The organism is Streptomyces sp. NPDC001480 (genome assembly GCF_042894725.1).
Taxonomy (GTDB): domain Bacteria; phylum Actinomycetota; class Actinomycetes; order Streptomycetales; family Streptomycetaceae; genus Streptomyces.
This window is the reverse complement of the sequence record NZ_JBIAVX010000018.1, coordinates 1-25,550: the sequence shown is the minus strand read 5'-3', so window position 1 is coordinate 25,550 and position 25,550 is coordinate 1. Positions and strand designations below refer to the sequence as shown.

The following is a 25,550-nucleotide window of genomic DNA, read 5'->3' as shown; positions in this document are numbered from 1 at the left end:
GGTTTCCATGATCCGACGGACCGTGCGGAGCGGCCTGCTGGCCGCGGTCGCGGTACTCGCGTTCCTGCCCACGGCGGCAGGCGCCGCCCCGGCGGGCGCGACCGCCCCGCAGCCCGTGCCCGCCGCCACCGCTCAGCACACCCTGCCCTCCCTGCTCCCCGCCCGGCACCTCCCGGTGCGGCACCACACCACCCACCGTGTCCACCACGCCCGGCACCATGTGGCGGGACGCGTGGCCACACGCCGCCTCGTGCTGAACGTCCGCTCCGGGCCGGGCACCGGCTACCGCGTGGTGGGCCACCGGCACCACCACCGGCTCGTCTCCCTGACCTGCAAGTGCTACGGCTCGGGGGTGTTCGGCGACCACCTGTGGTACCGGCTCGCCCATCACAAGGGGTACGTCTCCGCCCGCTACGTGTGGGCCGGCGCGGCCGTGCCGTGGTGCTGACGGCTCCGGACCGCCGTACGTCCTGACCGCCGAGGCCTGTTCGGGAACCGCCCCCTTCTCGAACAGGCCTTTGGCATGTCCCCCTTGCCCTCCCTCGCCTCACCGTCCTCATACCTTGCCGGGCTTTGCGTCGCCTCGTCCTCGGGAAGTCATCGCGACATCAAGGGTGAAACGCCCATAGCGGATATGAAGTCGAGGGACGCACCATGCGGCACCCCCAAGGACCGACCACACCGGACGAGCCGCTGGTGGTCGGACTGCGTGAGCTGAAGGACCGTACGGGGCTGAGCCTGGCCGCGCTGGCCGCCCGCACGCCGTACAGCAAGTCCGCCTGGCACCGCTATCTGACCGGCGGCAAACGGCCGCCCCGTTCGGCCGTGGAGGCGCTCGCCCGCCTCGCGGGCGTCGATCCCGGCCCCTTACTGGCCCTGTGGGAGGCCACCGACGAGCCTGCGAGCGCGCCGCCCGCCACGGGAAACGCCCGGCCACTCCCCCGGTGGCGGCGCCCGCCCCTGCCGGCGCTGGTACTGCTGGGAGTGACCGCCGTGGTCGCCGCCATGTTCGTCCTCCTCGGCCGGCACGATGCGTCCGGTACGCGTACGCAGGAGGTGATGGCGGCGCCCCGCTGTCACGGGCGTTCCTGCCAGGGCGAGTTGCCCGACGCGTCGGCCTGCGCACGCGACGCGCAGACGCGGAGCCGGGTCACCGGCAGTGCCTACGACGTCCGGTTGCGCTACTCACCGGCCTGCGGCACGGCCTGGTCGGAGGTGCGGGTGCGCTCCCCGCGCGCCCGGGAGGTCTCCGTGCGCGCGGGCCAGGACGTGCTCTCGGCGGCCTATCCGGCCGAGGACACGGCCGGCTACACCAGCCCCATGATTCCCGTGCCGTCACCCCGGGGCGTGGAAGCGTGCGCGGAGGTGGACGAGGAACTGGCCTGCACGGGATGGGACGTGGAGCCGCCGGCCCAGGGCTGAACCGCACCCGGCGGGGGTCAGCCGGTGGTGAGCAGTTCCCGCGGGGCGCCGCTGCGCTCCGGCCGCCGGGCCGAACGCAGGGCGGCGACGCCTATGAACACCGTCGAGGAGACGCCTGCCAGCGCGAAGGCGGTGAAGCCCCAGTCGCCCTTGTTCGCGGCGAGCAACTGGCCACCGAGCCACGGGCCGAAGACGGCGCCGAAGCGGCCCATGCCGGAGGTCCAGCCGACCGCGGTGGCGCGGTTGTCCGGGGTGGAGCGGACGGAGACCGTCGCGTAGATCATCGCCTGGGCGCTGTTGAGGAACACACCGGTGAGGAAGACGACCAGGTAGGTCACGCCCAGCGGCATGTGGACGCTGAGCAGGAAGACACCGGCCGCGGTGAGCGCGAACCAGATCGCGGAGACGCGCGGCGCGCCGAAGGCGTCCGAGGCGCGGCCCGCGACCAGCATGCCCACGATGCCGCCGAGGTTGAACAGGACCACGAAGGTGAGCGCGGAGCCGAGGTTGTAGCCCTCGCCGCGCATCAGGGTGGGCAGCCAGGTGGCGACGCCGTAGACGAGCAGCAGTCCACCGAAGGAGGCCAGCCAGTACAGCAGGGTCTGGAGCCACTCGCCGCCCCGGAAGAGGGCTAGCAGCGCGTCCCAGCGGTCGGCGGCCGACTTCGTCCCGGGGGCGCCGGGCAGCTCGGTCTCGTAGCGCTCGGCCAGTGCGCGGGCCTCCTCGGTACGCCCCTTGGCGACCAGGAAGCTCAGCGACTCCGGCAGGGCCTTGGCGAGCACGGGGGCGAAGAACAGCGGCAGGACGCAGACCCAGAAGGCGGAGCGCCAGCCGACCGGCTCCACCAGCCACTTGGCCACGTAGGCGGAGAGGATGCCGCCGGCGTGGTGGGCGGTCATCAGCGCTCCGATGGTGAGAGCGCCGCGGCCGCCCCTGGCGTAGTCGGTGACCATGCTGATCGCCGTCGGCAGCAGTCCGCCGAGGCCCACGCCGGCCAGGGTCCGGCCGAGGCCGAAGACCGTGACGGAGCCGGAGAGGGCGCAGACGCCGGAGGCCAGCGAGAAGAGCGTGACACAGGCGATCATCAGCTTCTTGCGGCCGATGCGGTCGGCGACCGTGCCCGCCGTCAGGGCGCCCACCAGCATGCCGAACGTGGCGTAGCTGCCGAGGTCGCCGGCCTGGTCCGGGGTGATCCCGAGGGCCTTGCTCGCCAGCATGTGGGGCAGCACCGAGCCGTAGATGAACATGTCGAGGCCGTCGAAGAGAACGGCCAGCCAGCACAGACCGACGACCAGCGCGGCCAGTCTGCTGCCGCGAGCGGGCAGGGAGGGGGAGGAGGACATCGTCGTTTTCCTCTCGTCCAGGAGCGTTGCCTGGAGGGGATCTCTGAGGCGGTGCGGAAGACGCTAAGCACCCGGCGAGGAAGTGTCAACGCTTTTGTTAACAATCTCAGCGACAAGTCAGGCCCCCCGTCCCCCTGCGACCGGAGATCAGCCGACCGGTGGTGTTCCGTGGGTGTGGAAGGACTCGATGGTCTTCAGCCCCCACGCCTGCCCCTTGGCCCGCTCGGCCTCGGTCCAGGTGATCAGCGGCCAGTCCGGCGCCAGCACCAGACGGGTGAGCGGGTTGCACAGCTCGATGCGGTTGCCGCCCGGCTCGTAGACGTACAGGAAGAACGTCTGCTGGATGGCGTGCTTGTGCGGCCCCGTCTCGATGAACACCCCGTTGTCGATGGCCAGGTCGGCGGCGCGCAGGACGTCCTCGCGGGTGTCGGTGGCGAACGCGATGTGGTGCAGCCGGCCGGTGGAGCCGGTCCGGTCGGAGGTGTAGACGACGTCGTACGACTTGTTCGTGAAGGTCAGCCAGCGCGCCGCGATCTTCCCGGAGTCGAGCCGGATCTGCTCGGTGGGCCGGGCGCCCAGCACGTGTTCCTGGAACTCGGCGTTGGCGAGCACGTCCGCGGCGAGGAAGTTGACGTGGTCCAGGCGGCGCACGCCCACACCGCGGTTGGGCTTGGCCTGCGGCTGGTTCTTCAGCGCGGGCCTCAGCTCCTCGGGGGCCCGGTAGTGCTCGCTCTCCCAGTAGAGGGCGTGTTCGTGGCCGTCCGGGTCGGTGGTCACGTACAGCTTGCCGAGGCCCGGTTCGTCCTCCACCCAGTGGCCGGAGCCGCCTGCCTCCTCGACCGCCTCGACCCGGCGGCGGAGGGCTTGCTCGCTGGAGGTGCGCAGGGCGAGCCGGCCGAGGCCGGGCCGCTCGCGGGCGGTCAGCACCAGGCTGTGGTGCTCGTAGTCGTCGAAGGTACGCAGGTAGACGGTGTCGCCGTGCCGCCCGTTCACCGTCAGGCCGAGGAAGTCGGTGAAGAAGGCGACACTGGCGTCCAGGTCCGGGGTGAACAGCTGGGCGTGGCCGACATGGGCGATGTCACCGAGAGGCGGGGCCATCGTTGCCTCCTAGGGGGCGTGCGGGGGTGGGAGCGGGGGCGGTCGCGGCGGGCCGGGGGAAGACGGTGCCGTCGAAGATCTTTCGTGCGGTACGGACGACGGCGGTGCGGCGGGCCGCCGGCGGGGAGGCGTCGGAGCCGGGGTCGACGGCGGCGTCGATGTCCAGGAAGCCGGTGGGATGCTCGATGCGGATCCGGTCCCCCCGCTCGGGGAGTTCCGCGATGTCCTCCCCCACTCCCCCGGGCAGTCGCAGGCCCGCGGCCACGCTCGCGGCGCCCAGCACGCCGATGGAGGTGTGGCAGCGCACCGGGATGAAGGTGCGGGTGGTGACCGCGCCGCCGTGCCGGGGCGGGGCGAGCAGGGTGAGCTTGGGGACGGTGGTGTCCTCGACGTCGCCGAGGCCCATCAGCTTGCCGGCCGCCAGCCGGATCTCGCGCAGGCGGTCGGCGAGGGTGAGGTCCTCCTCCAGGTCCCTGGGCTCCTCGTACCCGGTGACCGCCAGCGCGGAGGCGGGGATCAGCACGGTCGGCATCCCGTTGTCCACGCAGGTCACCTCCGTCCCCGCCACGCTGTCGCGGACGTTGCCGGTGGGCAGCAGCGGGCTGTGCCCGGCCGGGAACCCGATCACCACGGGCGCGGCCGTCCCGGGCACCCCGGATATCGCGGCGTCGCCGGTGTAGTCGACGCGCCCGTCCGGGGTGGGGAAGGTGGCGAGCGCCCGTTCCCCGGTGTTGAGCATCCGGATCCGTACGGACGTCTCGCCGTCACCGGGGGCCACCAGCCCCCGTTCGACGGCGAAGGGGCCGACACCGGCGAGGATGTTGCCGCAGTTCTGACGATCGGTCACCTCGCGGCGGCCCACGGCCACTTGGAGGAAGAGGTAGTCGACGTCCACCTCGGCGTCGTCCGACGCGGAGACCACGGCCACCTTGCTGGTCAGCGGGTGGGCCCCGCCCAGGCCGTCGATCTGGCGCGGGTCGGGGCTGCCCATGACGCGCAGCAGCAGGTCGTCGCGCTCGGCGGGGTCCGTGGGGAGGTCCTCGGCCAGGAAGTAGGCGCCCTTGGAGGTACCGCCGCGCATCAGCATGCAGCGCACCTCCGAGGGGGCCGTCACGCCCCGGCTCCGTCCGGCGCGTACTCCGCGTACTCGTCGTAGCTCTGGTACGTGACGCCCAGCTCCACGAGCTTCTCCCGCAACCCGTAGCGGTCCAGGCCGAGTTGGCCGTCGAGGAAGGCGGCGCGGGACGCCGCCTCCTTGTCCTCGCGGGCCGCGGCGGCCTCGGCGGCCCGGCGGGCCTGCTCGCGGGGCACGACCACCACGCCGTCGTCGTCGGCGAGGATCACGTCGCCGGGGCGGATCACCTGGCCGTCGATGGCGACGGGCACGTTGACCGAACCGCCGGTGGCCTTCACGGTGCCCTGCGCGGACACGGCGCGGGACCAGGCGGCGAAGCCCATGTCCCGCAGCTCCTGCGTGTCACGGATGCCGGCGTTGATGACGATGCCGCGCACGCCCCGCCGTCGCAGCGCGGTGGCGAACAGCTCCCCGAACATGCCGTCGGTGGAGGGCGAGGTGGTGGTGACCACCAGGATGTCGCCCTCGCCGCACTGCTCCACGGCGGCGTGGATCATGAGGTTGTCGCCGGGCCAGCTGAGCACGGTGACCGCGGTGCCCGCGACACGCACGCCCTGCTGGACGGGACGGATCCCCGGCCCGAGCAGACCGGTACGGCCCATGGCCTCGCTGACGGTGGCCACGCCGAAGCCGGCCAGCGCCTCTACGTCCTCGGGGTCGGCCTTCGGCGGGCCCGTGACGATCACGCCGCTCACGCCAGCTCCTTCGCGATCTGCGGGTAGGGGCGCATGTACGCCTCGGCCATGGTCCCGTGGGCCAGGCCCAGGTTCGGGCCGGCGTTGCGCTTGAGCTGGACGCCGCGGCGGACGGCGAGGTCGGTGTAGTAGTCCCACAGGTGCCGCTGGGCGCCGATGCACTCCATCGCCTTGCGCTTGGTGTCCCACACCTCCGTGATGTCGAGCAGCACCTCGGGCTTGAAGCCGCTCATCTCGGGCTGGTGCGGCTCGAAGTAGAAGACCGGCGGGGCGCCGATGATCTCGCCGTCGCCCGGGTAGCCGATGGCCTGGGCGAGGACGCGGGCCTGGAGCGCCATGCGGTTGGCGGCCGGGTGGTCGCCGTTGTACGGGTCCTCGACGGGGTGGGTGAGGACGACGTCGGGCTGCGTCTCGCGGTAGACGGCGACGAGTCGGTCGGTGAGTTCCGGGGTGGCGAGGAGCGGGTAGTCGCCGGCGTCGAAGAAGCGGACCTCGGCACCGAGGGTGGCGGCGGCCTGTTCCGCCTCCTGACGGCGTATCGCCTTGATCTCCTCCAGCTGCCTGCCCTCGCGCCATGCCTTGGCGGACTCGCCGCGCTCCCCGAAGGTGAGGCACGCGATGGTGACCTTCTCGCCCCGGGAGGCGGCCAGGGCGATCGCTCCGCCCGCCCGCCACACGAAGTCCCCCGCGTGGGCGGTGACGACAAGAGTGGACCGCGGTGGGGCGGCGGGCGCGTTGGCCTGGGTCATGCTCGGTTCTCCTTGACTGGACAGGTGGACGCCCGCCCCCGCGTCCGGCGCGTGGTGCGTCAGTCGCGCAGCGCCTCGATCACGCTGGTGAGGTGGGCACGGACGGCCGCTTCGGCCGCCTGCGGGTCCCTGGCCGTGATCGCTTCGATCATCGCCAGATGCTCGTTCAGGGATTGCTGGGGGCGGCCCGGCCGGAGTGCCAACTGGAAGCGGTGGCGTACCAGTTGGGCGTTCAGTCGCTCCAGCAGGTCCAGGGCCGTCCGCTGACCGGAGAACTCCCGGACCTTGGCGTGCAGTTCCTGGTTGAGTTCGGAGTAGGTCAGCGGCTCGCCGCCGGCCACGGCCTTGGTCATGGCCGTACCGAGCTCCGTCAGCTCGGCGAGCTGGTCGTCGCCGGCCGCCACGGCCGCCTTGGCCGCGCACAGCCCTTCGAGGACCATGCGGCACTCCGTGATGGCGACCGCTTCCTCCACGGTCACCACCCGCACCCGCGAGCCGCGGTTGCGGATCCGCTCGACCAGCCCCTGGGCCTCCAAATCGATCAGCGCCGCCCGGATGCTGGCCCGCGTCACACCGAACTGCTCGGCGAGCTCGTTCTCCACCAGCCGCTGCGCCGGTGCCATCTCGCCGTGCAGGATCGCCTGCCGCAGCTGCGCGAGCGCATGCTGTTTGGCCTGCTCTCCGGTGGTGGGACCGGCTTCCTTCGGCATGTGCCCTCCCTGAATGAGTGCCTGTCGAACCTAAATCTAGCCAAACAAGATTGTCAACAATTTTGTCTGCCGTATTGCGCGCGATGGTCGGAGCGGCTCGCGCCCGCCCCTCATTCCGCGCGGTACAGCTCGGTGAGCAGCTCGATCACCGCCTGCTGGGCGGGGTGCGGGTCGTCCCGCCACCAGGCCAGGCGGACCGCGACGGGCTCGGCGTCGCGCACCGGCCGGTAGACGACGCCGGGCCGCGGGTACTGGTGGGCGGTCGACTCGGCCGTCACGCCGATTCCACGCCCCGCGGCGATCGTGATGAGCCAGTCGTCGACGTCGTGCGTCTCCTCGGTGGCCGGGCGGGAGTCCGGGGGCCACAGTTCCGGGGTGGCGGTCCCGGTCCGGCGGTCGACCAGCAGCCGGCGCCCGGCGAGGTCGGCGAGCCGCACGGAGCGGCGCCGGGCCAGGGGGTCGTCGGCGGCCAGGGCGCACAGGCGGCGTTCGAGGCCGACGATGGCGGAGTCGAACCGCCGGTCCTCCAGCGGCCTGCGCACCACCGCGAGGTCGCTGATCCCCTCGGCGAGGCCCGCCGACGCCGAGTTGACCCGCACCATGTGCAGGTCGGTGCCGGGACGGGCCTCGTTCCAGCGGCGCTGGAAGGCGACCGTGTGACGGCCCAGCGCCGACCAGGCGTAGCCGATCCGCAGCCGGGTGTGCCCCGACGTGGCGTCACGGACCAGCTCGGCCACGTCGGACAGCACGCGCCGGGCCTGCGCGACGACCCGCAGTCCGGTGGCCGTCGGCGTCACCTCGCGGGAGGTGCGCCGCAGCAACCGCACCCCCAGGGCCCGTTCCAGCGAGGCCAGGGTGCGGGACACCGCCGCCTGGGAGACGCCGAGGACGATCGCCGCGTCGGTGAAGGTGCCCTCGTCGACGATGGCCACGAGGCAGCGCAGTTGCCGGAGCTCCAGGTCATCCATGAGCCAAGCGTATAGATCGCATGGTGCATGCATTTTGCGCAAGTGATGGCGCCGCGCACGATGCGGGCATGAGCCAAGTCCTCGAACCGGCCGGCGTTCCGGCGACCCCGACCTCCTCGGGCGCCACGGCCTCCGCGCCCCCCTCGGTCCCCGCGCGCGGCGGGCGGCGGCCGAGGGCCGTGGCCGTCATGTTCGGCAGCGGTCTGTCCAACCAGACCGGTGCGGCGATCGGCGCGCTGGCCTTCCCCGTCCTCGGTCCGCTCGGTGTGGTGGCGGTGCGTCAGTACGTCGCGGCGCTGGCCCTGCTGGCCGTCGGCCGGCCCCGCGTGCGGAGCTTCACCTGGCCGCAGTGGTGGCCGGTCCTGCTGCTGGCCGGGGTCTTCGGCACCATGAACCTCACCCTGTACAGCGCCGTCGACCGAGTGGGCCTGGGGCTCGCGGTGACCCTGGAGTTCCTCGGCCCGCTGGCCGTCGCGCTCGCCGGGTCGCGGCGCCGGCTGGACGCGGGATGCGCGGTGCTGGCCACGGCGGGGGTGGTCGTGCTGATGCGCCCGCGGCCCTCCGCCGACTACCTCGGCATGGGGCTCGGCCTGGTGGCCGCCTGCTGCTGGGCGTCGTACATCCTGCTCAACCGGGTCGTCGGCCGGCGCGTCCCCGGGACCCAGGGGCCCGCGGCCGCGGCGGGTCTGTCCGCGCTCACCTTCCTGCCCGTCGGGATCGCCATCGCCCTTCGGCACCCGCCGACGCCGGGCGCCGTACTGTGCGCCGTCGCCGCCGGGGTGCTCTCCTCGGCCGTGCCCTACCTCGCGGACCTGCTCACCCTGCGGCATGTGCCGGCGCAGACGTTCGGGCTGTTCATGAGCGTCAACCCCGTGCTCGCGGCCATGGTCGGCTGGGTCGTCCTCGGGCAGGGGCTGGCCGCCTGGGAGTGGGCGGGCATCGCAGCGGTCGTCGCCGCCAACACGGTGAGCATCGTGACGACGCGGGAGTGACCCGCTCCGCCTCGAAGCGCCCGGTCCGGGCACGAGCAAAACAGCTTGCTTGACTCAAGTAAGTTACATGTGCTTGCCTAACTCAAGCAAGCTCACCCGGAACCGGGGCGCCTTCGAGCGGTGGCGGCCCCGACGCGCCGGACCCGTGGGGACGGGGCCGGGCGCGGTCCTCGGGCCGGCCGCCGTCACCCCCCCCGTCGGCGCCGGCCCGAGGACACCCCTCAGGAAAGGGAGTCGCCCCATGACCACGATGAAGTCCCTCAGAACCGCCGGCGTCGGCAAGGTCGAGGTGGTGGACGTCGAGCGTCCCGTGCCCGGGCCCAAGGACGCGCTGGTCAGGATCCGCGCCTGCGGCATCTGCGGCACCGACGTCACCTTCCTGCGCATGGGCGGCATGCCGGCCCGCGCGCACCTGGGCGGCGAGACGGTGCCCGTCGCGCTGGGCCACGAGCCGGCCGGCGAGGTCGTCGAGGTGGGGGCGGAGGTCACGGGCCTGAAGGCCGGTGACCGGGTCGTGGTCGATCCGCAGGACGCGCCCACCGGGATCATCGGCTGCGGCGGGAAGTACGGCGGCATGAGCGAGTACCTGCTCGTCGAGAACGCCGTCGTCGGCAAAAGCGTGGCGGTCTTCCCGGACACCGTGCCCTTCGACGTCGCCGCCCTGAACGAGCCGATGGCGGTGGCCCTGCACTGCGTCAACCGCTCCGCGGCGGGGCCCGCCGACAAGGTGGTGGTCTTCGGCGCCGGACCGATCGGGCTCGGCGCCGCCATCTGGCTGAAGCTGCGCGGGGTGGAGCACGTGGTGGTGGCCGACGTGATCCCCGCACGGCTCGACAAGGCGCTGGCCGTCGGCGCGGACGCGGTCATCGACTCGGCACGGGAGGACGTGACCGCCCGCCTGACCGAGCTGCACGGAGAGAGCGCCAACGCGCTCGGGCAGCCACGGCCGGGCACCGACATCTACATCGACGCGGCCGGCGCCGCGGCCGTCTTCAACACCGTGGTGGCGTCCGCGAAATGGGGCGCGAAGCTGGTCATGGTCGCCGTGCAGAAGACGGGGTCCGAGTTCGACCTCGGCGGGATGCTGCGCAGCGAGCTGACCCTCGTGGCCTCACAGGGCTACCCCACCGAGATCTTCGAGGTCACCCCCGAACTCGTCGAGCACCACGGGCGCTTCGAGCAGCTCATCAGCCACCGTGTCCCGTTCCCCGAGGCCGACCGGGCCTTCGAGCTCGCGCTGACCCCGGGGGCCGCGGAGAAGGTCGTCGTGACCTTCGACGCGTAGTGGGCCCGGGTCACCGGCTCGGGGTGACCGGCGCCAGCCACATCCCCACGATCGCGTCGGCGAGGCCGGTGGCGGCCTCGCTCCAGGTGGTTCGCGGGGTCGGGGTGCCGTCCGCGAGGGCCCGTTCGCGCTCGGCGCAGGTGTGCAGGATCAGGGTGCGGGCCATCAGGCCGCGTTCGGCGCGGACCTCGTCGGGCAGCTCGGGCAGGGTCCGGTGGAGGCCGTCGACGACCTGGCGCAGCGACGGCGACTCGAGGGACTCCTCGACGAGGATGTCGTGCAGCGCGGGGTCGGTCATCACCTGGGCGCAGAACCGGGCGTACCAGGTGGGGCTGCCGAGCCCGGCCAGGTGCTCGGTCACCGGGCGCACCAGGCAGTCCACCCAGTCCCGTACGTCGGTGGAGTCACCGGTGGCGGCCACCGCGCGGGCCCGGATCCCCTCGATCCGCTGGGCGTGCCGGCGGGCGACGGCACGGACCAGGTCGGTCTTGGTACCGAAGTGGTAGCCGACCGCGGCGTTGTTGCCCTGGCCGGCGGCCTCGCTGACCTGGCGGTTGGAGACGGCGTACACGCCGCGTTCGGCGAACAGCCGCTCCGCCGCGCCCAGGATGGCCTCCCGCGTCGCGCCGACCTGATCCGCCCGCGCCGTCCTGCCCGCCATGACCACCACCGCTCCGGGACTGCGCGACACCCCCGGGGGCGGCCAGTCCCGCGAGCCGTCACCGGGTCCTCGACCGGGGCGGCGAGGTCCAGCCAGGGAAGCCTACGTTCCCGCTTCCGGCGGCCCGCGGACCCACCCATGAGTTCACTGCCCTTATCGTAAGTCAAGCAACTGACTTAAATATGCGAAGTCATTCGGAGGCCCTTGTCATGTCCGACGCCCCCGCCGTCCGGTCCGCCGCGGCCGGACGATCCGCCCCACCCCGGCCCAACGCCGTGGTGGCCGTACTGGCTCTGGCGGGCATCACCGTGTCGCTGATGCAGACCCTGGTGATCCCGATCGTCCCGGAGCTGCCCGTCTACCTCCACGCCTCGGCGTCGAACGCCGCCTGGGCGGTGACCGCCACGCTGCTCGGCGCCGCCGTGGCCACGCCGGTCGCCGGCCGGCTCGGCGACATGTTCGGCAAGCGCCGGCTGCTGCTGGCCAGCCTGGTGCTGCTGGTGTCCGGCTCGGTGGTCTGCGCGCTGAGCGACTCGCTGGTCCCGATGATCGCGGGCCGTGCGCTGCAAGGCCTGGCCGCGGCCGTGGTGCCGCTCGGCATCAGCATCATGCGCGACGAACTGCCGGCCGAGCGGCTCGCCGGCTCCACCGCCCTGATGAGCGCCTCGCTGGGCGTCGGCGGCGCGCTGGGGCTGCCCGCCGCGGCCTTCATCGCCGATCACTTCGACTGGCACGTGCTGTTCTGGACCTCCGCCACCCTCGGCGTCGTCTCCCTCGCGCTGGTCCTCGCCCTGGTACCGGAGTCCCAGGTGCGCACCGGCGGGCGCTTCGACGTCGTGGGCGCGCTCGGGCTGGCGGCCGGACTGGTGTCCCTGCTGCTGGCCGTCTCCAAGGGCGCCGACTGGGGCTGGGGCAGCGGTACCACCCTGGGGCTGTTCGCCGCCGCCGTCGTGGTCCTGTCGGCATGGGGCCGGTACGAGCTGCGGACCGCGCAGCCGCTGGTCGACCTGCGCACCACGGTCCGCCGCCAGGTGCTGTTCACCAACCTCGCCTCGATCGCGTTCGGTTTCTCGATGTTCGCGATGTCGCTGGTGCTCCCGCAGCTGCTCCAGCTGCCCACGCAGACCGGCTACGGCCTGGGCAGGTCCATGCTGACGGTCGGTCTGGTGCTGGCCCCGCAGGGTCTGGTGATGATGGGCTTCGCGCCCGTCTCGGCGGCCATCACCAAGGCCAAGGGCCCCAAGGTGACGCTGATGTGCGGTGCCGTGATCGTGGCCGCCGGATACGGCCTCAACATCCTGCTGATGAGCGAGGTCTGGCACCTCATCCTGGTGTCCTGCGTCATCGGCGCGGGCGTCGGTTTCGCCTACGGCGCCATGCCGGCGCTGATCATGGGCGCGGTGCCGGCGGCCGAGACGGCCGCGGCCAACAGCCTCAACACCCTGATGCGGTCCATCGGTACGTCGGTGGCCAGCGCGGTCGCGGGTGTGATCCTCGCCCAGATGACCATCAGTCTCGGCGGCCACGCGCTCCCCTCGCAGAACGGCTTCAAGGTCGTCATGGCCCTGGGCGCCTCGGCTGCCGTCCTCGCCTTCGTCCTCGCCTCCTTCCTGCCCCGGCACCGCCCGGCGGACGCGGAACCCGCCCCGTCCGCGACGCCCCCGGCGGAGACGGCCGAGGTGGCCTGAGGAACGGCACGGGCCCGGCCGCGCGCCCCGGGCCGGACCGGGTGCCCGCACGGCCGGGCCCCGCGGGAGCGCGGTCCGGCCGTCATGTCGCGGGATGGCACGCGGCCGGTGTCCGCATCGTGGCCGGCGGGGAGGGTCCCGTTGTCCCGCGGCGCCATCAGCGCGCTCATCGCGCACTTCCCGGACGGGACCGCGCGACGGGCCGGCCCGTCGTCGGCGCCCGGCCGGGGCCCCGGGGCGGCACCGGCCGTTCAGGGGAACCGGCCCGGAAAGGCGCGTGAGGCGGCCGGGCGCGGTCGACACCTTCAGCCGTGACCGCCGTGACGCTGCCGCTGATCCCGCCGATGCTCGCCACGCCCGGCACGCTGCCGCCCGCCGCACAGGACGCCCGGTGGGCCTACGAGACCAAGCAGGACGGCCAGCGCGTGGTGGTCTACCTGCCCGGCGACGGCAGCCTGCTGCTGCGCAACCGCTCCGGCGAGGACATCACCGCCGCCTATCCCGAACTCCGGCCGCTCGGTAGCGCCCTCGGTACCACCGCCGCCGTCCTGGACGGCGAGGTCCTCGCCCTCGACGAACACGGGCGCGCCGACTTCCAGTTGCTCCAGAGCCGCATGGGCCTCGCCCACGCACCGGCCCGGGCGGCCCGCCGCGCGGCACAGGTGCCCGCCCATCTGGTGCTGTTCGACGTGATGCACCTTCAGGACACCCCTCTGCTCCCCCTCCCCTACGTCCGGCGCCGGGTACGGCTGGAGGAACTCGGCATCGAGGGGCCGTCCTGGTCGACCCCGGCCGCCGTCGTCGGCCACGGTGCCGAGGCGCTCCGGGCGACCCGTGAGCACGGGCTCGAGGGCCTGGTGTGCAAGCGGCTGGACTCGGTGTACGAGCCCGGCGTGCGCTCCCGCGCCTGGATCAAGATCCGGAACATGCGCAGCGAGGACGTCATCGTCGGCGGCTGGCTGCCCGGGAAGGGGCGGCTGACCGGGCTGCCGGGCGCGGTGCTGGTCGGCCAGCGCGCCGCCGGCCGGCTGCGGTACGTGGGCGGGGTGGGCACCGGCTGGAGCGAGGCCGAGCGGGCCGAACTGGCGTTGCTGCTGCGGGCCGCCGAGACCGGCGTGTGCCCCTTCGACCCCGTGCCGCCGGTCTCCGGCGCGCACTGGGTGCTGCCCCGGCTGGTCGGCGAGGTCAGCTACAGCACCCGTACCCGGGCGGGCCTGCTGCGCCAGCCGTCCTGGCTGCGGCTGCGCCCGGACCTCGCGCCGGAGGAGTCGGCGGCGGACCTGCCCGACGACACGGTCTGATCCCGCCCGCCCCCCGACCGGCCCCGTCCGGCCCGGTCCGGCCCGGTCCGACACCGCCCGACGCCACGTCACTGTTGGGCACGGCTTCACCACCGGTACGCCCATGCCCCCTTGGCAACGCAAGGGCGGGCGTGGATGCTGAACTGCCTTGCCCCCCACTCCCGTTGGAGGACCAGTGTCGTCCCGTACGTTCCGCATCGGGCGCCGGAGATGGCTCGCCGGACTGGCCGGTGCCGCCGCCCTCGTCGTCGCCTTCCCCGCCGCCGCCTTCGCGGCCCCGCCCCAGGCGCTGCCCGTCAACGCCGAGACCGCGGAACTCACGTACCAGCCCGCCTTCGACTACGACACCGACGGCTGTTACCCGACGCCCGCCATCGGCCCGGACGGCACGGTCAACGGCGGTCTGAAACCGACGGGCGCGCTCAACGGCAACTGTCACGACGCCTTTGACCTGGACAACACCAACAGCTACTCGCGCTACAAGTGCGACAACGGCTGGTGCGCCTACATGTACGGCCTGTACTTCGAGAAGGACCAGGCCCTGCCGGGCAGCAGCATCGGCGGCCACCGGAACGACTGGGAGCACGTCGTGGTGTGGGTGCGAGACGGCCGGGTGCAGTACGTGTCGACCTCGAACCACGGCTCGTTCACCGTGCACGCGGCCTCCGAGGTCCGCTTCGAGGGCACGCACCCGAAGGTCGTCTACCACAAGGACGGCATCAGCACCCACTGCTTCCGGCTGGCGAACGGCAACGACGAGCCGCCGGAGAACCACAAGCACACCTGGCAGTACCCGCCGCTGGTCGGCTGGAACGGCTACCCGGCGGGTCTGCGCGACAAGTTGAGCGCGTACGACTTCGGCAGCGCCCACTTCGGGCTGAAGGACGACAGCTTCGCCTCGCACCTGACCAAGGCCAAGCCGTCCGGCATCACGTTCGATCCGGCGGCCTGAGACAGTCGGGGAGCTCCGGTGTGGACGCCCTCCGGCCGGAGCCCCATGATGACTTGATGGATCTTCACGCGGAACTGCCCCCGGCGGTGGACGCCGACGCCCTGCTCGGCCTCGCCGAGGACCACCACGCCCGCACCGTCCGGTACGTGGGCCCCCGGGAGGCCGCCGGTCACTTGGTGAAGGTCTACGCGCTCCAGGCGCGGGGCCGCAAGGTCACCGAGCGGGACGCGGAGGCGGCACTGGAGGTCGCCGCGGCCCATCTGGCGCTCGGCAGGGCGCGGGGGTCGCTCGGACTCGCGGTCCTGATCGCGCACGCGGGCGGGGACGGGGACTACGTGCTGGTGCACAGCTGGATCGAGGGCTACATGTCCGACCTGGCCGTCTTCACGGGGCCCGTGGAGCGGCCCGACCTGCTGCGGCCGGGGCGGGCGGGACTCGCTCCCTGCGTGTGGGAGGCGGCCGTGCTCGCGCACGAACGGGAGACGTTCTCCCGGCACGTCCTCGACGGCACCGGCCCACTGCCGGAACGCCTCACCTCGTGGAGCCTCGACGCGCTCGCGGGCGAGGCCCGTCGACCGGCGCCGCCCGGGTGCGGCACGCCGGGCGCGCCGACGGTCCGAGCTACGAGGGCGCCGTGCGGTTCTACGACCGGCTCGGCGCTGAGGCGAAGGAAGTGTTCCGCTACAGCCTGACCGTCACCCGGTGAAGGGTGGCGCCCAGGGGGCCGCGCACCCACTATCGTGTCCCCATGGCTGTCCCGGAACTCATCCGTATCGTCTCCCGCGACTCGCCCATGGCGCTCGCCCAGGTGGAGCGGGTCCGCGCCGAGCTGGCCGCCCTGCACCCGGAGGTGCGCACCGAGGTCGTACCGGTGAAGACGACCGGGGACAAGTGGCTCGGCGACCTGGCGAAGGTCGAGGGCAAGGGGGCGTTCACCAAGGAGGTGGACGCCGCGCTGCTGGCCGGTGCGGCCGACCTCGCGGTGCACTGCGTCAAGGACGTGCCCGCCGACCGGCCGCTGCCCGCCGGGACGGTGTTCGCCGCGTTCCTCAAGCGGGACGACATCCGTGACGCGCTCGTCCACCCGGACGGACTCACCCTGGGCGAACTTCCGCCGGGCACCCGCGTCGGCACCTCCTCCGTGCGCCGGATCGCCCAGCTGGCCACCTCCCATCCGCACCTGGAGTGCGTGCCGTTCCGCGGCAACGACAACCGGCGTCTGGAGAAGCTCGCGGCAGGTGAGGCCGACGCGCTGCTGCTGGCGGTCGCCGGTCTGGAGCGGATCGGACGGCGGGACGTGATCAGCGAGGTGCTGTCGCCGGAGACGATGATGCCGCCGATCGGGGCGGGCATCCTCGCGCTTCAGTGCCGCGAGGGCGACACCGAACTGATCGACGTGGTCAGCGGGCTGGGCGACCCGGACACCCACCGGGAGGCCACGGCGGAGCGCATGTTCCTGCATGTGCTCCAGGGGCACTGCAACAGCCCGATCGCCGGGTACGCGCGCGTCGAACCCAGCGGCGAACTGGCCCTGCGGGCGTGTGTGTTCACCCCGGACGGCAAGACCCGGCTGAACGCCCACGAGTGGGCGGGCCGCCTCGACCCGGCCACCCTCGGCACCTCGGTCGCGGTGTCCCTGCTGCGGCAGGGCGCCCGGGAGATCATCGACGGCATCCCGCACTGAGGGCCTGCCCTAGGCGGTGGCGGAGCCAGGCTCTCCCTGGTCCCGCAGGAAGGCGCTGACCTGGTGGGCCAGGCTGCCCGGTCCGGCGCCCGTGGTGGCGCCGGCGCCGACCTGGGTCTCGTGCACGCCGATGCCGCCCGCCCACAGCCGGCGCTCGGTCCACTCCTCGTCGACCCGCAGCTGGATCTGGACGTCCACCTGGGCCAGGGCGGCCTCGGGACCGGCGGCGTACAGCACGGCGGTGGCGCGGCGCAGCGGGTAGACGTCGAAGCCCTCGATGAACTGGGAGTTGCGCCAGTCGATGAAGGCGCCCTCGCCGTCGGGGCCGAGGCGGACGTCGATCTGGCCGTCCTCCAGGTGCACGAGGAAGTGCTGGTCACCCCGGTTCTCGACGGTCACCCGGAGACGGAAGTACGTCAGCCCGGCGGCGGCGTCGTCCCGTCCGCGCGGTGGCTCCGCCGCCTCCAGACGGTGGACGCGGACCCGCAGACCGGCATGCTCCTCGTACTCCTGCCAGTCCCCGACCACGTTCGGCTCGTACACAGTGCCCCTCTCGACCTCAAGGCCTGCTTCCTATCTGTGGGCTCAGCGCACTGTCAAATGAGCAGAATGCGCTGTGGCCAGGGGATTCGCCCGCTTTGATCGACGATCAAGCGTTGCGCAGCAGGAATCCCGTCACCGGGCCCGCCGAGGGGGTGAGGGTGCGTGCCGCACATCACGTCCTCGGCAAGATCAGCGGGCCAGCCGGCCGAGCGTCGAGGAGGCCGCGGTGATGCCGAGCGCGGCGGCCACCGCGAGGACGCCGAAATCGGCGGCGAGATGCGCGGGCGTGCCGAGCAGGAGGCCGCGCAGGGCGTCGACCTGGTAGCTGAGCGGGTTGACCTTGCTGACCGCCTGGAGCCAGCCGGGGCGCGGCCGCGGTGCATCAGGCCCACCCGGTCGCAGTACTGGTCGGCCTCGTCCATGTAGTGGGTGGTGACCAGGACCGTCATGCCGGTGGCGGCGCGGACTGCGTTGATGTGCTCCCAGACGCCGGTGCGGGCGATCGGGTCCAGACCGATGGTGGGCTCGTCCAGGATCAGCAGGCGCGGGGCGCTGACCAGGGCCTGGGCGAGTTCCAGGCGGCGGACCATGCCGCCCAAGTAGGTGCCCGCGAGCCGGTCGGCGCGCTCACGGCGGGGGACGTCGAAGACCCGCGCGAGCAGGGCGACGTTCTCGCGCCCGGTGAGCCCGCTGTCGGCGGACGGCTGCTGGGGGACGTAGCCGAGCAGCCGGCGTACCGCCATGCGGTCCTTGGCGGTGTCGTGGCCGAAGACCCGGACCATGCCGGGCGGGACCGGCAGGAGGGTGGTGATGCAGCGGACGGCGGTGGTCTTTCCCGCGCCGTTGGGGCCGAGCAGCCCGAAGCTCGCCCTCGCGCACCGCCAGGTCGAGCCCGTAGACCGCGTTGGTGTCCCCGAAGGCGTAGGCGAGCCCGGCACAGGTGACGGCGTCGGCGGTGGTGTCCCGCGTCATGATTCCTCGGCCTCCTCGTGCAGGGTGACGGCCAGCTTGCGCAGCGCCGGGAGCGCGGCGCGCAGCGCTTCCCGGTCTGCTTCGCCGAGCCGGGCCACGTGCCGGCCGACCAGGGCCGCCCGCCGGCGCTGCCAGTCGCTCAGCCGGTCGCGGGCCGCCTCGGTCAGTCGCAGACGGGCGGCGCGCCGGTCGGCCGGATCGGTCTCCCGGAGCAGGCATCCGTCCCTGACCAGCTGATTGGCCAGGGTCGACACCGAGTTGCCGGCCAGGTACAGCTCCTTGGCGGCGTCCGAGATGCCGATGCCCGGACGGGCCTCGACCAGGCGCAGCAGTTCCACTTCGGCGCCGCGCAGCCGCGGTCCGGTGAGTCCGCCGCGCATCCGGCGGCGGATGAGCCGCTGCACCCCCATCAGGGCGTTGGCCAGTTCCTCCGGAAAAGTCACCGATTCCGCTGATTCCGCCGATTCCACACGGCGAGATTACCTCTGTCACAGAGCTAATCTCGCTCAAGCGGAGGTCAAGAGCGAGAGGAAGGGAGATAATCGGTTTATGTCACCCTTTGAGGTGATTCATTGTGAGACATCCGACTGCGAACGTGTCTTCCCACCCGGCATCCGCTGAGGGAGGTGCGCGCGATGCGTGGCACCAACAGGACGAAACCCCACCCGCACGACGACGCCCCGGACACCGCCGAGGCGTTCGAGCGACTCGCGGTGCTGCCCGACGGCCCGGAGCGGCAGGCGCTGCGGGACGAACTGGTCCGGCTCTGGCTCCCCATGGCCGAGCGGATCGCCGTGCGCTTCCGGGGCCGCGGCGAGTCACTGGAGGACCTGTACCAGGTGGCGGCGCTGGGCCTGGTGAAGGCGGTCGACCACTTCGACCCGGCGCGCGGCCGTGCCTTCGAGGCGTACGCCGTACCGACCGTCACCGGCGAGATCAAGCGTCACTTCCGTGACCACATGTGGACCCTGCACGTGCCGCGCCGGGTGCAGGACCTGCGCAACCGTGTGCGGAGCACCGTGAAGGAGCTGGCGCAGACGACCCCGGGCCGCGCGTCCACCGTCGCCGAGATCGCCGAGCGCGCCCACCTGTCCGAGGACGAGGTGCTGACCGGTCTGGAGGCACTGGAGTGTTTCACGGCGCTGTCACTGGACGCCGAGATGCCCGGCACGGACGGTTACGCGCTGGGAGACGCCCTGGGCGGGCCCGAGCCCGGCTACGACCTGGTCGTCGACCGGGCGGCGGTCAGACCCTGTCTACAGGCGCTGCCCGAGCGCGAGCGCATGATCCTCTACCTGCGGTTCTTCCGCGGCATGACACAGAGCCGGATCGCACAGCAGCTCGGCATCTCCCAGATGCACGTCTCCCGGCTGCTCAGCAGCTGCTTCACGCACCTGCGGGAGGAGTTGCTGGCCGAAACCGACATGGTCTGATCCGTCATGCGGGCGGCGTCCCGGGAATCTGGGTCGGCCCGAGCCGGTCGAGGGCGTCCTCCAGCGCGGCCCTGACGTCGGCGGGCATGTCACCCGTGCGGCCCCAGATCAGCACGAGCTCGGCGACGTTGCGCAGCTTGGTGTTGGTGTGCTGGGAGACCTCCTTCAGCACCACCCACCCCTGGTCGGGCGTGACCCGCCCCAGCCCGACCATCACCCCGATCGCCTGGTCCACGACGGCGTGCGAGGTGACGGCCTCCTTCAGCTGCTGGACCTCTTCCTGCAACGCGAGGACGCGATCGGGGTCGGCCTCGTCCTGGCGGCCGTTCGTGGTCATGGTCGCCTCCCTGTCGGCCCAGGGCATCGCCTTCCGGCCGTGAGCCCATCAATACACCGTCGTGCCGGGCCCCGCCATGCGCCACCGAGCCGTTTGGGCGCACGCGGACGGGGTACTCCGCAGGCGCCCGTACCGCTTCCGGATGGACACTGGTGGGAGACCGGTGGCTGCCGGTCGCCGAGACCAGGACGCGACTGCCATGAATCACGACACCACCCTCCCCGGCGGTACCACGGACCCGCGGAACCTCACGCACGTCGTCTCCACGCACTCCGTCTTCGGTACGCCCTGCTGGGTGAGTCTGACCAGCCGCGACCTGCGGGCCACACAGGAGTTCTACGGCGCCGTCCTGGGCTGGCAGTGGCGCGAGGTCCGGATGGGCGACCACTTCCGCATCGCGCTGGCCGGCGGGGTACCGGTCGCGGGGATCGCGGCGGTCGCCACCATGTGGCAGATGGCGGTGGCGTGGACGCCCTACTTCGCGGTCCCGGACGCGGACGTGGCCGCGTCACGGGCCCGGGAACGCGGCGGAACGGTGGCCGTCGGCCCGCTGTCCTTCCCGCCCGGCCGGGCGGCGCTCCTCGCCGACCGGGACGGTGCCACCTTCGGGATCTGGGAGGGCAAGCTCGTCTCCAACTGGGAGGTCTGGCGCCAGGCGGCACCGACCTTCATCCGGTTGCACACCCGCAACGCCTTCGACTCGGCCATCTTCTACGGTGAGATCCTCGACTGGGCCTCCTCGGACCGTCCCGGTTGCTGCCAGGTCGAGTACGAAGGGGGCGAGGTCGTGCTGCGCAGCCGGGGCGACGTGGTGGCGCGCATCGACTCCGGGGCCGCGGAGGCGGCGCCCGACCCCACGGTCCGGCCGCACTGGCAGGTCCACTTCGCCGTGGACGACGTGGCGGCCTGCGCCCGGGCGGCGGAGAAGCACGGCGGGAGCGTGCTGCGGGAGGACGTGGACGAGGCGATCCTGCGCGACCCCGACGGCGCGCAGTTCACGGTCACGGCCCGATCCGACCGGTGACCTCCAGCGGTGACCTCCGGGTGCCGCGCGGCTACGCGGGCGCGCTGCGGGACGGGCGGGACAGCAGTACGAGGCTGCGTGGTTCCAGCCGCAGGCGGGTGCCCGCCTTGCGTTCCCGTTCGTCGGGGACGCCGTCGGGATCGGCGGTGTCGATCAGCGTGGCCCAGCGCTCCCCGTAGGTCCGGTCGGGCAGGCGGAAGTGCACGGGCTCCCAGTAGCCGTTGAGGAGCAGCAGGAACGAGTCGTCGACCACCGGGCGCCCGTGCGCGTCCCGTTCGACGATGGCGTCGCCGTTGAGGAAGACGCCGACCGAGTGCGCGTCTGCGCGCTGCCAGTCCCGGTCGGTCATCTCGCGCGCGTCGGAGCGCAGCCAGACCAGATCGGGCAGCGGCTGCTCGGAGTTGGTGGCCGTCTCGCCGCGGAAGAAGCGGCGGCGGCGCAGTACGGGATGCGCGGTGCGCAGCGCGATGACGTGCCGGGTGAAGTCCGTGAGGGTTCGCTGATCCTCCGTCAGCCGCCAGTCGACCCAGGACACTTCGCCGTCCTGGCAGTAGGCGTTGTTGTTGCCGCGCTGGGTGCGGCCCAGTTCGTCGCCGTGGCAGAGCATCGGGATGCCCTGCGACAGCAGCAGTGTGGCCAGGAGGTTGCGCTGCTGGCGGGCGCGCAGCTCCAGTACGGCGGGGTCGTCCGTCTCGCCCTCCACCCCGCAGTTCCAGGACCGGTTGACGCTCTCGCCGTCCTGGTTGTCCTCGCCGTTGGCCTCGTTGTGCTTGTCGTTGTACGACACGAGGTCGCGCAGGGTGAAACCGTCGTGCGCGGTGACGAAGTTGACGCTGGCGCGCGGCCGGCGCCGGCTGTGCCCGTACAGGTCCGCGGAGCCGGTCAGCCGGGAGGCGAACTCGCCGAGGGAGCCGGGCTCGGCCCGCCAGAAGTCCCGTACGGCGTCCCGGTAGGGGCCGTTCCACTCCGACCACAGCGGTGGGAAGTTGCCCACCTGGTAGCCGCCCTCGCCGACGTCCCACGGCTCGGCGATCAGCTTGACCCGGCTGATCACCGGGTCCTGCTGGATGAGGTCGAAGAACGCCGACAGCCGGTCCACCTCGTGGAACTGCCGGGCCAGGGTGGCCGCGAGGTCGAAGCGGAAGCCGTCGACATGCATCTCGGTGACCCAGTACCGCAGCGAGTCCATGATCAGCTGGAGTACGTAGGGGTGCCGCATCAGCAGGCTGTTGCCGGTGCCGGTGGTGTCGTAGTAGTGCGCCCAGTCACCGTCGACGAGGCGGTAGTACGAGGCGTTGTCGATGCCGCGGAAGGAGAGGGTGGGGCCCATCTCGTTGCCCTCGGCGGTGTGGTTGTAGACCACGTCGAGGATCACCTCGAGCCCGGCCTCGTGCAACGCCTTCACCATCGCCTTGAACTCGTTGACCTGCTGGCCCCGGCTGCCCTGGGCGGCGTATGCGTTGTGCGGGGCGAAGAAGCCGATGGTGTTGTAGCCCCAGTAGTTGGACAGGCCGCGGTCCTGGAGCACGCCGTCGTGCACGAACTGGTGCACCGGCATCAGCTCGATGGCGGTCACGCCCAGTCCGGTCAGGTGCTCCACGACCGCGGGGTGGGCTAGGCCGGCGTAGGTGCCGCGCAGCCGCTCCGGGACGTCGGGGTGGGTGCGGGTCAGTCCCCGCACGTGCGCCTCGTAGATCACGGAGTCGGCGTACGGCCGCCGGGGCGGGCGGTCGTCGCCCCAGTCGAAGTACGGGTCTATGACCACGCCGATCATGGAGTGCCCGGCGCTGTCGGCCGGGGAGGGACCGCTCGGCGCGCGTTCGTACAGCGAGGCGTGGTTGTCGATCTGCCCGTCGACGGCCCGCGCGTACGGGTCGAGGAGCAGCTTGGCCGGGTTGCACCGGTGGCCGAGGTCGGGGTCCCAGGGTCCGTGGACCCGGTAGCCGTAGCGCTGCCCCGGCCCGATCCCCGGCAGGTAGCCGTGCCAGACGAAGCCGTCGACCTCGTTGAGCGGAACGGGCATCTCGGTGCCCGAGTCGTCGAGCAGGATCAGGTCGACCCGCTCGGCCACCTCGCTGAACAGGGCGAAGTTGGTGCCCTGCCCGTCGAAGGAGGCGCCGAGCGGGTAGGGGTGCCCGCTCCACACGGGCGCCCCTTTCCGGGATCGCCGCGCGGTCACCGGGCCCCTTCCAGGGCGCCGTCCGTCGCGGCGGCGAGGGCGGTCACCGGCGGTTCGCGGGGCAGGTCGAGCCCCTCGATGAGGTTGGGCGCGGGGGCCGTCGGGACCAGCGGGACGCGCTGGCCGGCACGGGCGCGCCGGGAGAACCAGATGATCTTGCTGCCGGTGGCCGTGGCGCAGCAGCCCCAGCCGTCGCTCATCGCGGCGATGCGGACCAGGCAGGTGCGCAGGTCCTGGTCGGGGCGCAGGTCGCGGTCGTCGCCGCCGACGGCGGTGATGAGGTGCTGGCCGTTCCACCACATCTCGATCGAGATGTGCTTGTCGGTCGCGTGCTCGTCGATCGCCCGCAACAGCAGCTCGGTGCCGCTGCGGACCGGATCCACGAGGTTCTCGAGGTCCCAGTAGCGGAGGTGGGCGGCCAGGATGCGGCTGACCTGTCCGACCCGTTCGGGGCTGACTTCCACGTCGAGGTGGTAGTAGCAGGGCACTGCGGTCTTCATCGTCGCTTGCTCCTCACCGGCGAAGCTCTCGCTCGTACTCGCCGCGCCCGGCCCAGTGCCGGACACGGAGTGTGAGCGCTGATCGCTTCTGAGTCAGATCCACAGTGCGCGCGCTACGCCATTCGTGCAACACGAGAGAACAGTGAGGTAGTTGAAGAGCCAACAAGACGTTGCGTGGCTGCGCGTGCACCATAAGTGAAAGCCTCGATCGCCGTAACGGATCCGTGCCTCTCCGTGCCCGGATGCCACCCGACCGTCGGGAAGCGTGCCCAGTCGAGAGCATCGGAAGGTGAAGGGGCCATGCTGCTACCCGCGAAGGCCGAAGTGGCCCGCCTGTTGCGGCGGTACCGGGCGTGGGAACGCCTGATGCTCGCCTCGCCCTCCGACCGCACGGTACGGGCCGCCTTCGAGGACTCGGGCTACACCCTGTGCGTGCTGATGGGAAAACGGTGCGCCCGGGAGGCCGCGGACGCCGCCGAGCGCTATCTGCGCACCACCCTCGCCGTCTACCTCCAGGAGCAGGCCGGGCGGCCCCTCGTGAAGGGCCGGGCCAGACGGGCTCCCCCGCCCGACCGGCGACCGACGGCGGGAACGTACTGACCTGATCCACCAGCACCCATCGGATTCACAGCCGGGCCCCGGGCCCGGCTTCGCGCACGGCGGAGGTGACACCCATGAGCTCGACCGAGACCATCGGCCGCATCCCGGTCCGGGACGTCCAACCTGCCGTGGAGTGCGGCAGGCGCCCGGCGAAGGCGGTCGCCGGCGAGACCTTCCAGGTCACCGCCTCCGTCTTCCGCGAGGGGCACGACGCCGTCGGCGCGAACGTGGTCCTGCGGGACCCCGAGGGCCGCCCGGGGCCCTGGACGCCGATGCGTGAACTCGCCCCGGGCACCGACCGGTGGGGCGCCGAGGTCACCCCGCGGGCCACGGGCCGCTGGACGTACACGGTGGAGGCCTGGAGCGACCCGGTGGCCACCTGGCGGCACCACGCGCGGATCAAGGTCCCGGCGGGGATCGACACCGGCCTGGTGCTCGAGGAGGGCGCCGAACTGCACGCCCGAGCCGCGAGCGGGGTGCCCGCGGGCCGGGAGCGCGGGGCGGTACTGGCGGCCGCGCGGGCCCTGGGCGACGACTCCCTGTCCCCGGAGTCCCGGCTGGCGGCGGCGTTGGCGCCGGAGGTGGACCAGGTCCTGGCCCGGTACCCGCTGCGGGAACTGGTCACCGCCTCCGAACCCCTGCCGCTGCTGGTGGAACGCGAACGGGCCCTGTACGGCTCCTGGTACGAGTTCTTCCCCCGCTCCGAGGGCACCCCCGAACACCCCCACGGCACGTTCCGCACCGCCGCCCGCCGTCTGGACGCCATCGCCGCCATGGGCTTCGACGTCGTCTACCTCCCCCCGATCCACCCCATCGGCCACACCTACCGCAAAGGCCGCAACAACACCCTCACCGCCGGACCCGACGACGTCGGCGTCCCCTGGGCCATCGGCTCCCCCGAAGGCGGCCACGACACCGTCCACCCCGACCTCGGCACCCTCGACGACTTCGACCACTTCGTGCGAAAAGCCGCGAGCCTGGGCCTGGAGATCGCCCTGGACTTCGCCCTCCAGTGCTCCCCCGACCACCCCTGGGTCCACAAACACCCCGAGTGGTTCCACCACCGCCCCGACGGCACCATCGCCTACGCCGAGAACCCCCCGAAGAAGTACCAGGACATCTACCCCATCGCCTTCGACACCGACATGGACGGCCTGATCACCGAGACCGTCCGCGTCCTGAAGCACTGGATGTCCCACGGCGTGCGGATCTTCCGCGTGGACAACCCCCACACCAAACCGGTCGTGTTCTGGGAACGCGTCATCGCCGAGATCAACCG

The 25,550-nt window shown here is 72.3% G+C and carries 26 protein-coding genes and 2 pseudogenes; 13 read left to right on the top strand and 15 right to left on the bottom strand.

Annotation, left to right across the window (positions count from 1 at the left end; genetic code table 11):
- The first annotated feature begins 7 nt into the window (after positions 1-7).
- Together ACFY01_RS36100 and ACFY01_RS36095 are read left to right on the top strand one after the other, a co-directional pair.
- Entirely contained in the window at positions 8-448 is a 441-nt protein-coding gene (locus ACFY01_RS36100) for an SH3 domain-containing protein (RefSeq protein ID WP_390739984.1), read from the top strand.
- A gap of 206 nt (positions 449-654) precedes the next feature.
- Complete coding sequence (locus tag ACFY01_RS36095; RefSeq protein ID WP_390739983.1) at positions 655-1,422, top strand: DUF2690 domain-containing protein; 768 nt, start codon at positions 655-657, stop codon at positions 1,420-1,422.
- Positions 1,423-1,439: 17 nt separating this feature from the next.
- On the opposite strand, the gene ACFY01_RS36090 is transcribed toward ACFY01_RS36095, so the two are convergent.
- From ACFY01_RS36090 to ACFY01_RS36060, 7 genes are all read right to left on the bottom strand, one after another.
- A complete protein-coding gene (locus ACFY01_RS36090; protein ID WP_390739982.1) occupies positions 1,440-2,765 on the bottom strand; it encodes an MFS transporter in 1,326 nt (441 codons plus the stop codon).
- A gap of 147 nt (positions 2,766-2,912) precedes the next feature.
- Complete coding sequence (locus ACFY01_RS36085) at positions 2,913-3,863, bottom strand: catechol 2,3-dioxygenase (protein ID WP_390739981.1); 951 nt, start codon at positions 3,861-3,863, stop codon at positions 2,913-2,915.
- Positions 3,844-4,950, bottom strand: coding sequence for a 4-oxalomesaconate tautomerase (locus ACFY01_RS36080; protein WP_390740147.1), 1,107 nt, complete (start codon positions 4,948-4,950; stop codon positions 3,844-3,846). Before ACFY01_RS36080 ends, ACFY01_RS36085 begins: the two co-directional genes overlap by 20 nt.
- Before the next feature lie 23 nt (positions 4,951-4,973).
- On the bottom strand, positions 4,974-5,693 hold the full coding sequence (locus ACFY01_RS36075) for a 4-carboxy-4-hydroxy-2-oxoadipate aldolase/oxaloacetate decarboxylase (RefSeq protein ID WP_390739980.1): 720 nt from the start codon (positions 5,691-5,693) through the stop codon (positions 4,974-4,976).
- Entirely contained in the window at positions 5,690-6,442 is a 753-nt protein-coding gene (locus tag ACFY01_RS36070) for a PIG-L deacetylase family protein (RefSeq protein WP_390739979.1), read from the bottom strand. The genes ACFY01_RS36075 and ACFY01_RS36070 overlap by 4 nt, the downstream gene beginning before the upstream one ends.
- 59 nt (positions 6,443-6,501) lie before the next feature.
- On the bottom strand, positions 6,502-7,152 hold the full coding sequence (locus ACFY01_RS36065; protein ID WP_390739978.1) for a GntR family transcriptional regulator: 651 nt from the start codon (positions 7,150-7,152) through the stop codon (positions 6,502-6,504).
- 110 nt (positions 7,153-7,262) lie between these two features.
- Complete coding sequence (locus ACFY01_RS36060) at positions 7,263-8,120, bottom strand: LysR family transcriptional regulator (protein ID WP_390739977.1); 858 nt, start codon at positions 8,118-8,120, stop codon at positions 7,263-7,265.
- Positions 8,121-8,299: 179 nt separating this feature from the next.
- Between ACFY01_RS36060 and ACFY01_RS36055 the strand changes: the two genes are divergently transcribed.
- A complete protein-coding gene (locus ACFY01_RS36055; RefSeq protein ID WP_390740146.1) occupies positions 8,300-9,112 on the top strand; it encodes a DMT family transporter in 813 nt (270 codons plus the stop codon).
- 241 nt (positions 9,113-9,353) lie between these two features.
- Positions 9,354-10,397, top strand: coding sequence for a zinc-binding dehydrogenase (locus ACFY01_RS36050; RefSeq protein WP_390739976.1), 1,044 nt, complete (start codon positions 9,354-9,356; stop codon positions 10,395-10,397).
- A 10-nt stretch (positions 10,398-10,407) separates the two neighbouring features.
- Here ACFY01_RS36050 and ACFY01_RS36045 read toward each other — a convergent pair whose 3' ends face one another.
- Complete coding sequence (locus tag ACFY01_RS36045) at positions 10,408-11,058, bottom strand: TetR/AcrR family transcriptional regulator (RefSeq protein WP_390739975.1); 651 nt, start codon at positions 11,056-11,058, stop codon at positions 10,408-10,410.
- Between the two features lie 209 nt (positions 11,059-11,267).
- Here ACFY01_RS36045 and ACFY01_RS36040 point away from each other — a divergent pair, with 209 nt between their 5' ends.
- The 5 genes from ACFY01_RS36040 to hemC all read left to right on the top strand — a co-directional run bounded on the left by ACFY01_RS36040 (position 11,268) and on the right by hemC (position 16,683).
- Positions 11,268-12,746 (top strand): MFS transporter, encoded by a 1,479-nt coding sequence (locus ACFY01_RS36040; protein WP_390739974.1) that lies wholly within the window; start codon positions 11,268-11,270, stop codon positions 12,744-12,746.
- Positions 12,747-13,066: 320 nt separating this feature from the next.
- Positions 13,067-14,047, top strand: a complete 981-nt coding sequence (locus ACFY01_RS36035) for an ATP-dependent DNA ligase (protein WP_390740145.1) — start codon at positions 13,067-13,069, stop codon at positions 14,045-14,047.
- A 175-nt stretch (positions 14,048-14,222) separates the two neighbouring features.
- Complete coding sequence (locus ACFY01_RS36030; RefSeq protein WP_390739973.1) at positions 14,223-14,999, top strand: NPP1 family protein; 777 nt, start codon at positions 14,223-14,225, stop codon at positions 14,997-14,999.
- A 56-nt stretch (positions 15,000-15,055) separates the two neighbouring features.
- Positions 15,056-15,691 carry a hypothetical protein gene (locus tag ACFY01_RS36025; RefSeq protein ID WP_390739972.1) on the top strand — a complete coding sequence of 212 codons (636 nt, stop codon included), beginning with the start codon at positions 15,056-15,058 and terminating at the stop codon, positions 15,689-15,691.
- Positions 15,692-15,747: 56 nt separating this feature from the next.
- Positions 15,748-16,683, top strand: coding sequence for a hydroxymethylbilane synthase (gene hemC, locus ACFY01_RS36020; RefSeq protein WP_390739971.1), 936 nt, complete (start codon positions 15,748-15,750; stop codon positions 16,681-16,683).
- Between the two features lie 9 nt (positions 16,684-16,692).
- Here the strand turns inward: hemC and ACFY01_RS36015 are convergent, their stop codons facing one another.
- The 4 genes and pseudogenes from ACFY01_RS36015 to ACFY01_RS36000 form a co-directional block, all read right to left on the bottom strand.
- A complete protein-coding gene (locus ACFY01_RS36015) occupies positions 16,693-17,226 on the bottom strand; it encodes a hypothetical protein (RefSeq protein ID WP_390739970.1) in 534 nt (177 codons plus the stop codon).
- Between the two features lie 189 nt (positions 17,227-17,415).
- Positions 17,416-17,592 (bottom strand): annotated as a pseudogene (locus ACFY01_RS36010) (multidrug ABC transporter permease); the annotation flags it as partial.
- Positions 17,586-18,198 (bottom strand): annotated as a pseudogene (locus ACFY01_RS36005) (ATP-binding cassette domain-containing protein); the annotation flags it as partial. The pseudogenes ACFY01_RS36005 and ACFY01_RS36010, both read right to left, overlap by 7 nt.
- Positions 18,195-18,608: a MarR family winged helix-turn-helix transcriptional regulator gene (locus ACFY01_RS36000; protein WP_390740144.1), complete on the bottom strand. Its 414-nt coding sequence runs from the start codon at positions 18,606-18,608 to the stop codon at positions 18,195-18,197. The gene ACFY01_RS36000 and the pseudogene ACFY01_RS36005, both read right to left, overlap by 4 nt.
- Before the next feature lie 225 nt (positions 18,609-18,833).
- On the opposite strand from ACFY01_RS36000, the gene ACFY01_RS35995 reads away from it, so the two are divergent.
- Entirely contained in the window at positions 18,834-19,631 is a 798-nt protein-coding gene (locus ACFY01_RS35995; protein ID WP_390739969.1) for an RNA polymerase sigma factor SigF, read from the top strand.
- A gap of 4 nt (positions 19,632-19,635) precedes the next feature.
- Here ACFY01_RS35995 and ACFY01_RS35990 read toward each other — a convergent pair whose 3' ends face one another.
- Positions 19,636-19,968 (bottom strand): ANTAR domain-containing protein, encoded by a 333-nt coding sequence (locus ACFY01_RS35990; protein ID WP_390739968.1) that lies wholly within the window; start codon positions 19,966-19,968, stop codon positions 19,636-19,638.
- 199 nt (positions 19,969-20,167) lie between these two features.
- On the opposite strand from ACFY01_RS35990, the gene ACFY01_RS35985 reads away from it, so the two are divergent.
- Complete coding sequence (locus ACFY01_RS35985) at positions 20,168-20,992, top strand: VOC family protein (protein WP_390739967.1); 825 nt, start codon at positions 20,168-20,170, stop codon at positions 20,990-20,992.
- 31 nt (positions 20,993-21,023) lie between these two features.
- On the opposite strand, the gene glgX is transcribed toward ACFY01_RS35985, so the two are convergent.
- Both glgX and ACFY01_RS35975 read right to left on the bottom strand, forming a co-directional pair.
- Positions 21,024-23,171 (bottom strand): glycogen debranching protein GlgX, encoded by a 2,148-nt coding sequence (gene glgX / locus ACFY01_RS35980; RefSeq protein WP_390739966.1) that lies wholly within the window; start codon positions 23,169-23,171, stop codon positions 21,024-21,026.
- Positions 23,168-23,671, bottom strand: coding sequence for a pep a2 (locus tag ACFY01_RS35975; protein ID WP_390739965.1), 504 nt, complete (start codon positions 23,669-23,671; stop codon positions 23,168-23,170). The genes glgX and ACFY01_RS35975 overlap by 4 nt, the downstream gene beginning before the upstream one ends.
- A 300-nt stretch (positions 23,672-23,971) precedes the next feature.
- On the opposite strand from ACFY01_RS35975, the gene ACFY01_RS35970 reads away from it, so the two are divergent.
- Both ACFY01_RS35970 and ACFY01_RS35965 read left to right on the top strand, forming a co-directional pair.
- Positions 23,972-24,271, top strand: coding sequence for a DUF5133 domain-containing protein (locus ACFY01_RS35970; protein WP_390739964.1), 300 nt, complete (start codon positions 23,972-23,974; stop codon positions 24,269-24,271).
- A 74-nt stretch (positions 24,272-24,345) separates the two neighbouring features.
- On the top strand, positions 24,346-25,550 hold a 1,205-nt coding region (locus ACFY01_RS35965), incomplete at its 3' end, for a maltotransferase domain-containing protein (RefSeq protein ID WP_390739963.1).

Bases quoted from the DNA above. Each gene is read 5' to 3' on its own strand.
- ACFY01_RS36100 (WP_390739984.1), top strand. From the start codon at position 8: ATGATCCGACGGACCGTGCGGAGCGGCCTGCTGGCCGCGGTCGCGGTA.
- ACFY01_RS36095 (WP_390739983.1), top strand. From the start codon at position 655: ATGCGGCACCCCCAAGGACCGACCACACCGGACGAGCCGCTGGTGGTC.
- ACFY01_RS36090 (WP_390739982.1), bottom strand. From the start codon at position 2,765: ATGTCCTCCTCCCCCTCCCTGCCCGCTCGCGGCAGCAGACTGGCCGCG.
- ACFY01_RS36085 (WP_390739981.1), bottom strand. From the start codon at position 3,863: ATGGCCCCGCCTCTCGGTGACATCGCCCATGTCGGCCACGCCCAGCTG.
- ACFY01_RS36080 (WP_390740147.1), bottom strand. From the start codon at position 4,950: ATGCTGATGCGCGGCGGTACCTCCAAGGGCGCCTACTTCCTGGCCGAG.
- ACFY01_RS36070 (WP_390739979.1), bottom strand. From the start codon at position 6,442: ATGACCCAGGCCAACGCGCCCGCCGCCCCACCGCGGTCCACTCTTGTC.
- ACFY01_RS36065 (WP_390739978.1), bottom strand. From the start codon at position 7,152: ATGCCGAAGGAAGCCGGTCCCACCACCGGAGAGCAGGCCAAACAGCAT.
- ACFY01_RS36060 (WP_390739977.1), bottom strand. From the start codon at position 8,120: ATGGATGACCTGGAGCTCCGGCAACTGCGCTGCCTCGTGGCCATCGTC.
- ACFY01_RS36050 (WP_390739976.1), top strand. From the start codon at position 9,354: ATGACCACGATGAAGTCCCTCAGAACCGCCGGCGTCGGCAAGGTCGAG.
- ACFY01_RS36045 (WP_390739975.1), bottom strand. From the start codon at position 11,058: ATGGCGGGCAGGACGGCGCGGGCGGATCAGGTCGGCGCGACGCGGGAG.
- ACFY01_RS36040 (WP_390739974.1), top strand. From the start codon at position 11,268: ATGTCCGACGCCCCCGCCGTCCGGTCCGCCGCGGCCGGACGATCCGCC.
- ACFY01_RS36025 (WP_390739972.1), top strand. From the start codon at position 15,056: ATGGATCTTCACGCGGAACTGCCCCCGGCGGTGGACGCCGACGCCCTG.
- hemC (WP_390739971.1), top strand. From the start codon at position 15,748: ATGGCTGTCCCGGAACTCATCCGTATCGTCTCCCGCGACTCGCCCATG.
- ACFY01_RS36000 (WP_390740144.1), bottom strand. From the start codon at position 18,608: ATGGGGGTGCAGCGGCTCATCCGCCGCCGGATGCGCGGCGGACTCACC.
- ACFY01_RS35995 (WP_390739969.1), top strand. From the start codon at position 18,834: ATGCGTGGCACCAACAGGACGAAACCCCACCCGCACGACGACGCCCCG.
- ACFY01_RS35990 (WP_390739968.1), bottom strand. From the start codon at position 19,968: ATGACCACGAACGGCCGCCAGGACGAGGCCGACCCCGATCGCGTCCTC.
- ACFY01_RS35985 (WP_390739967.1), top strand. From the start codon at position 20,168: ATGAATCACGACACCACCCTCCCCGGCGGTACCACGGACCCGCGGAAC.
- ACFY01_RS35975 (WP_390739965.1), bottom strand. From the start codon at position 23,671: ATGAAGACCGCAGTGCCCTGCTACTACCACCTCGACGTGGAAGTCAGC.
- ACFY01_RS35970 (WP_390739964.1), top strand. From the start codon at position 23,972: ATGCTGCTACCCGCGAAGGCCGAAGTGGCCCGCCTGTTGCGGCGGTAC.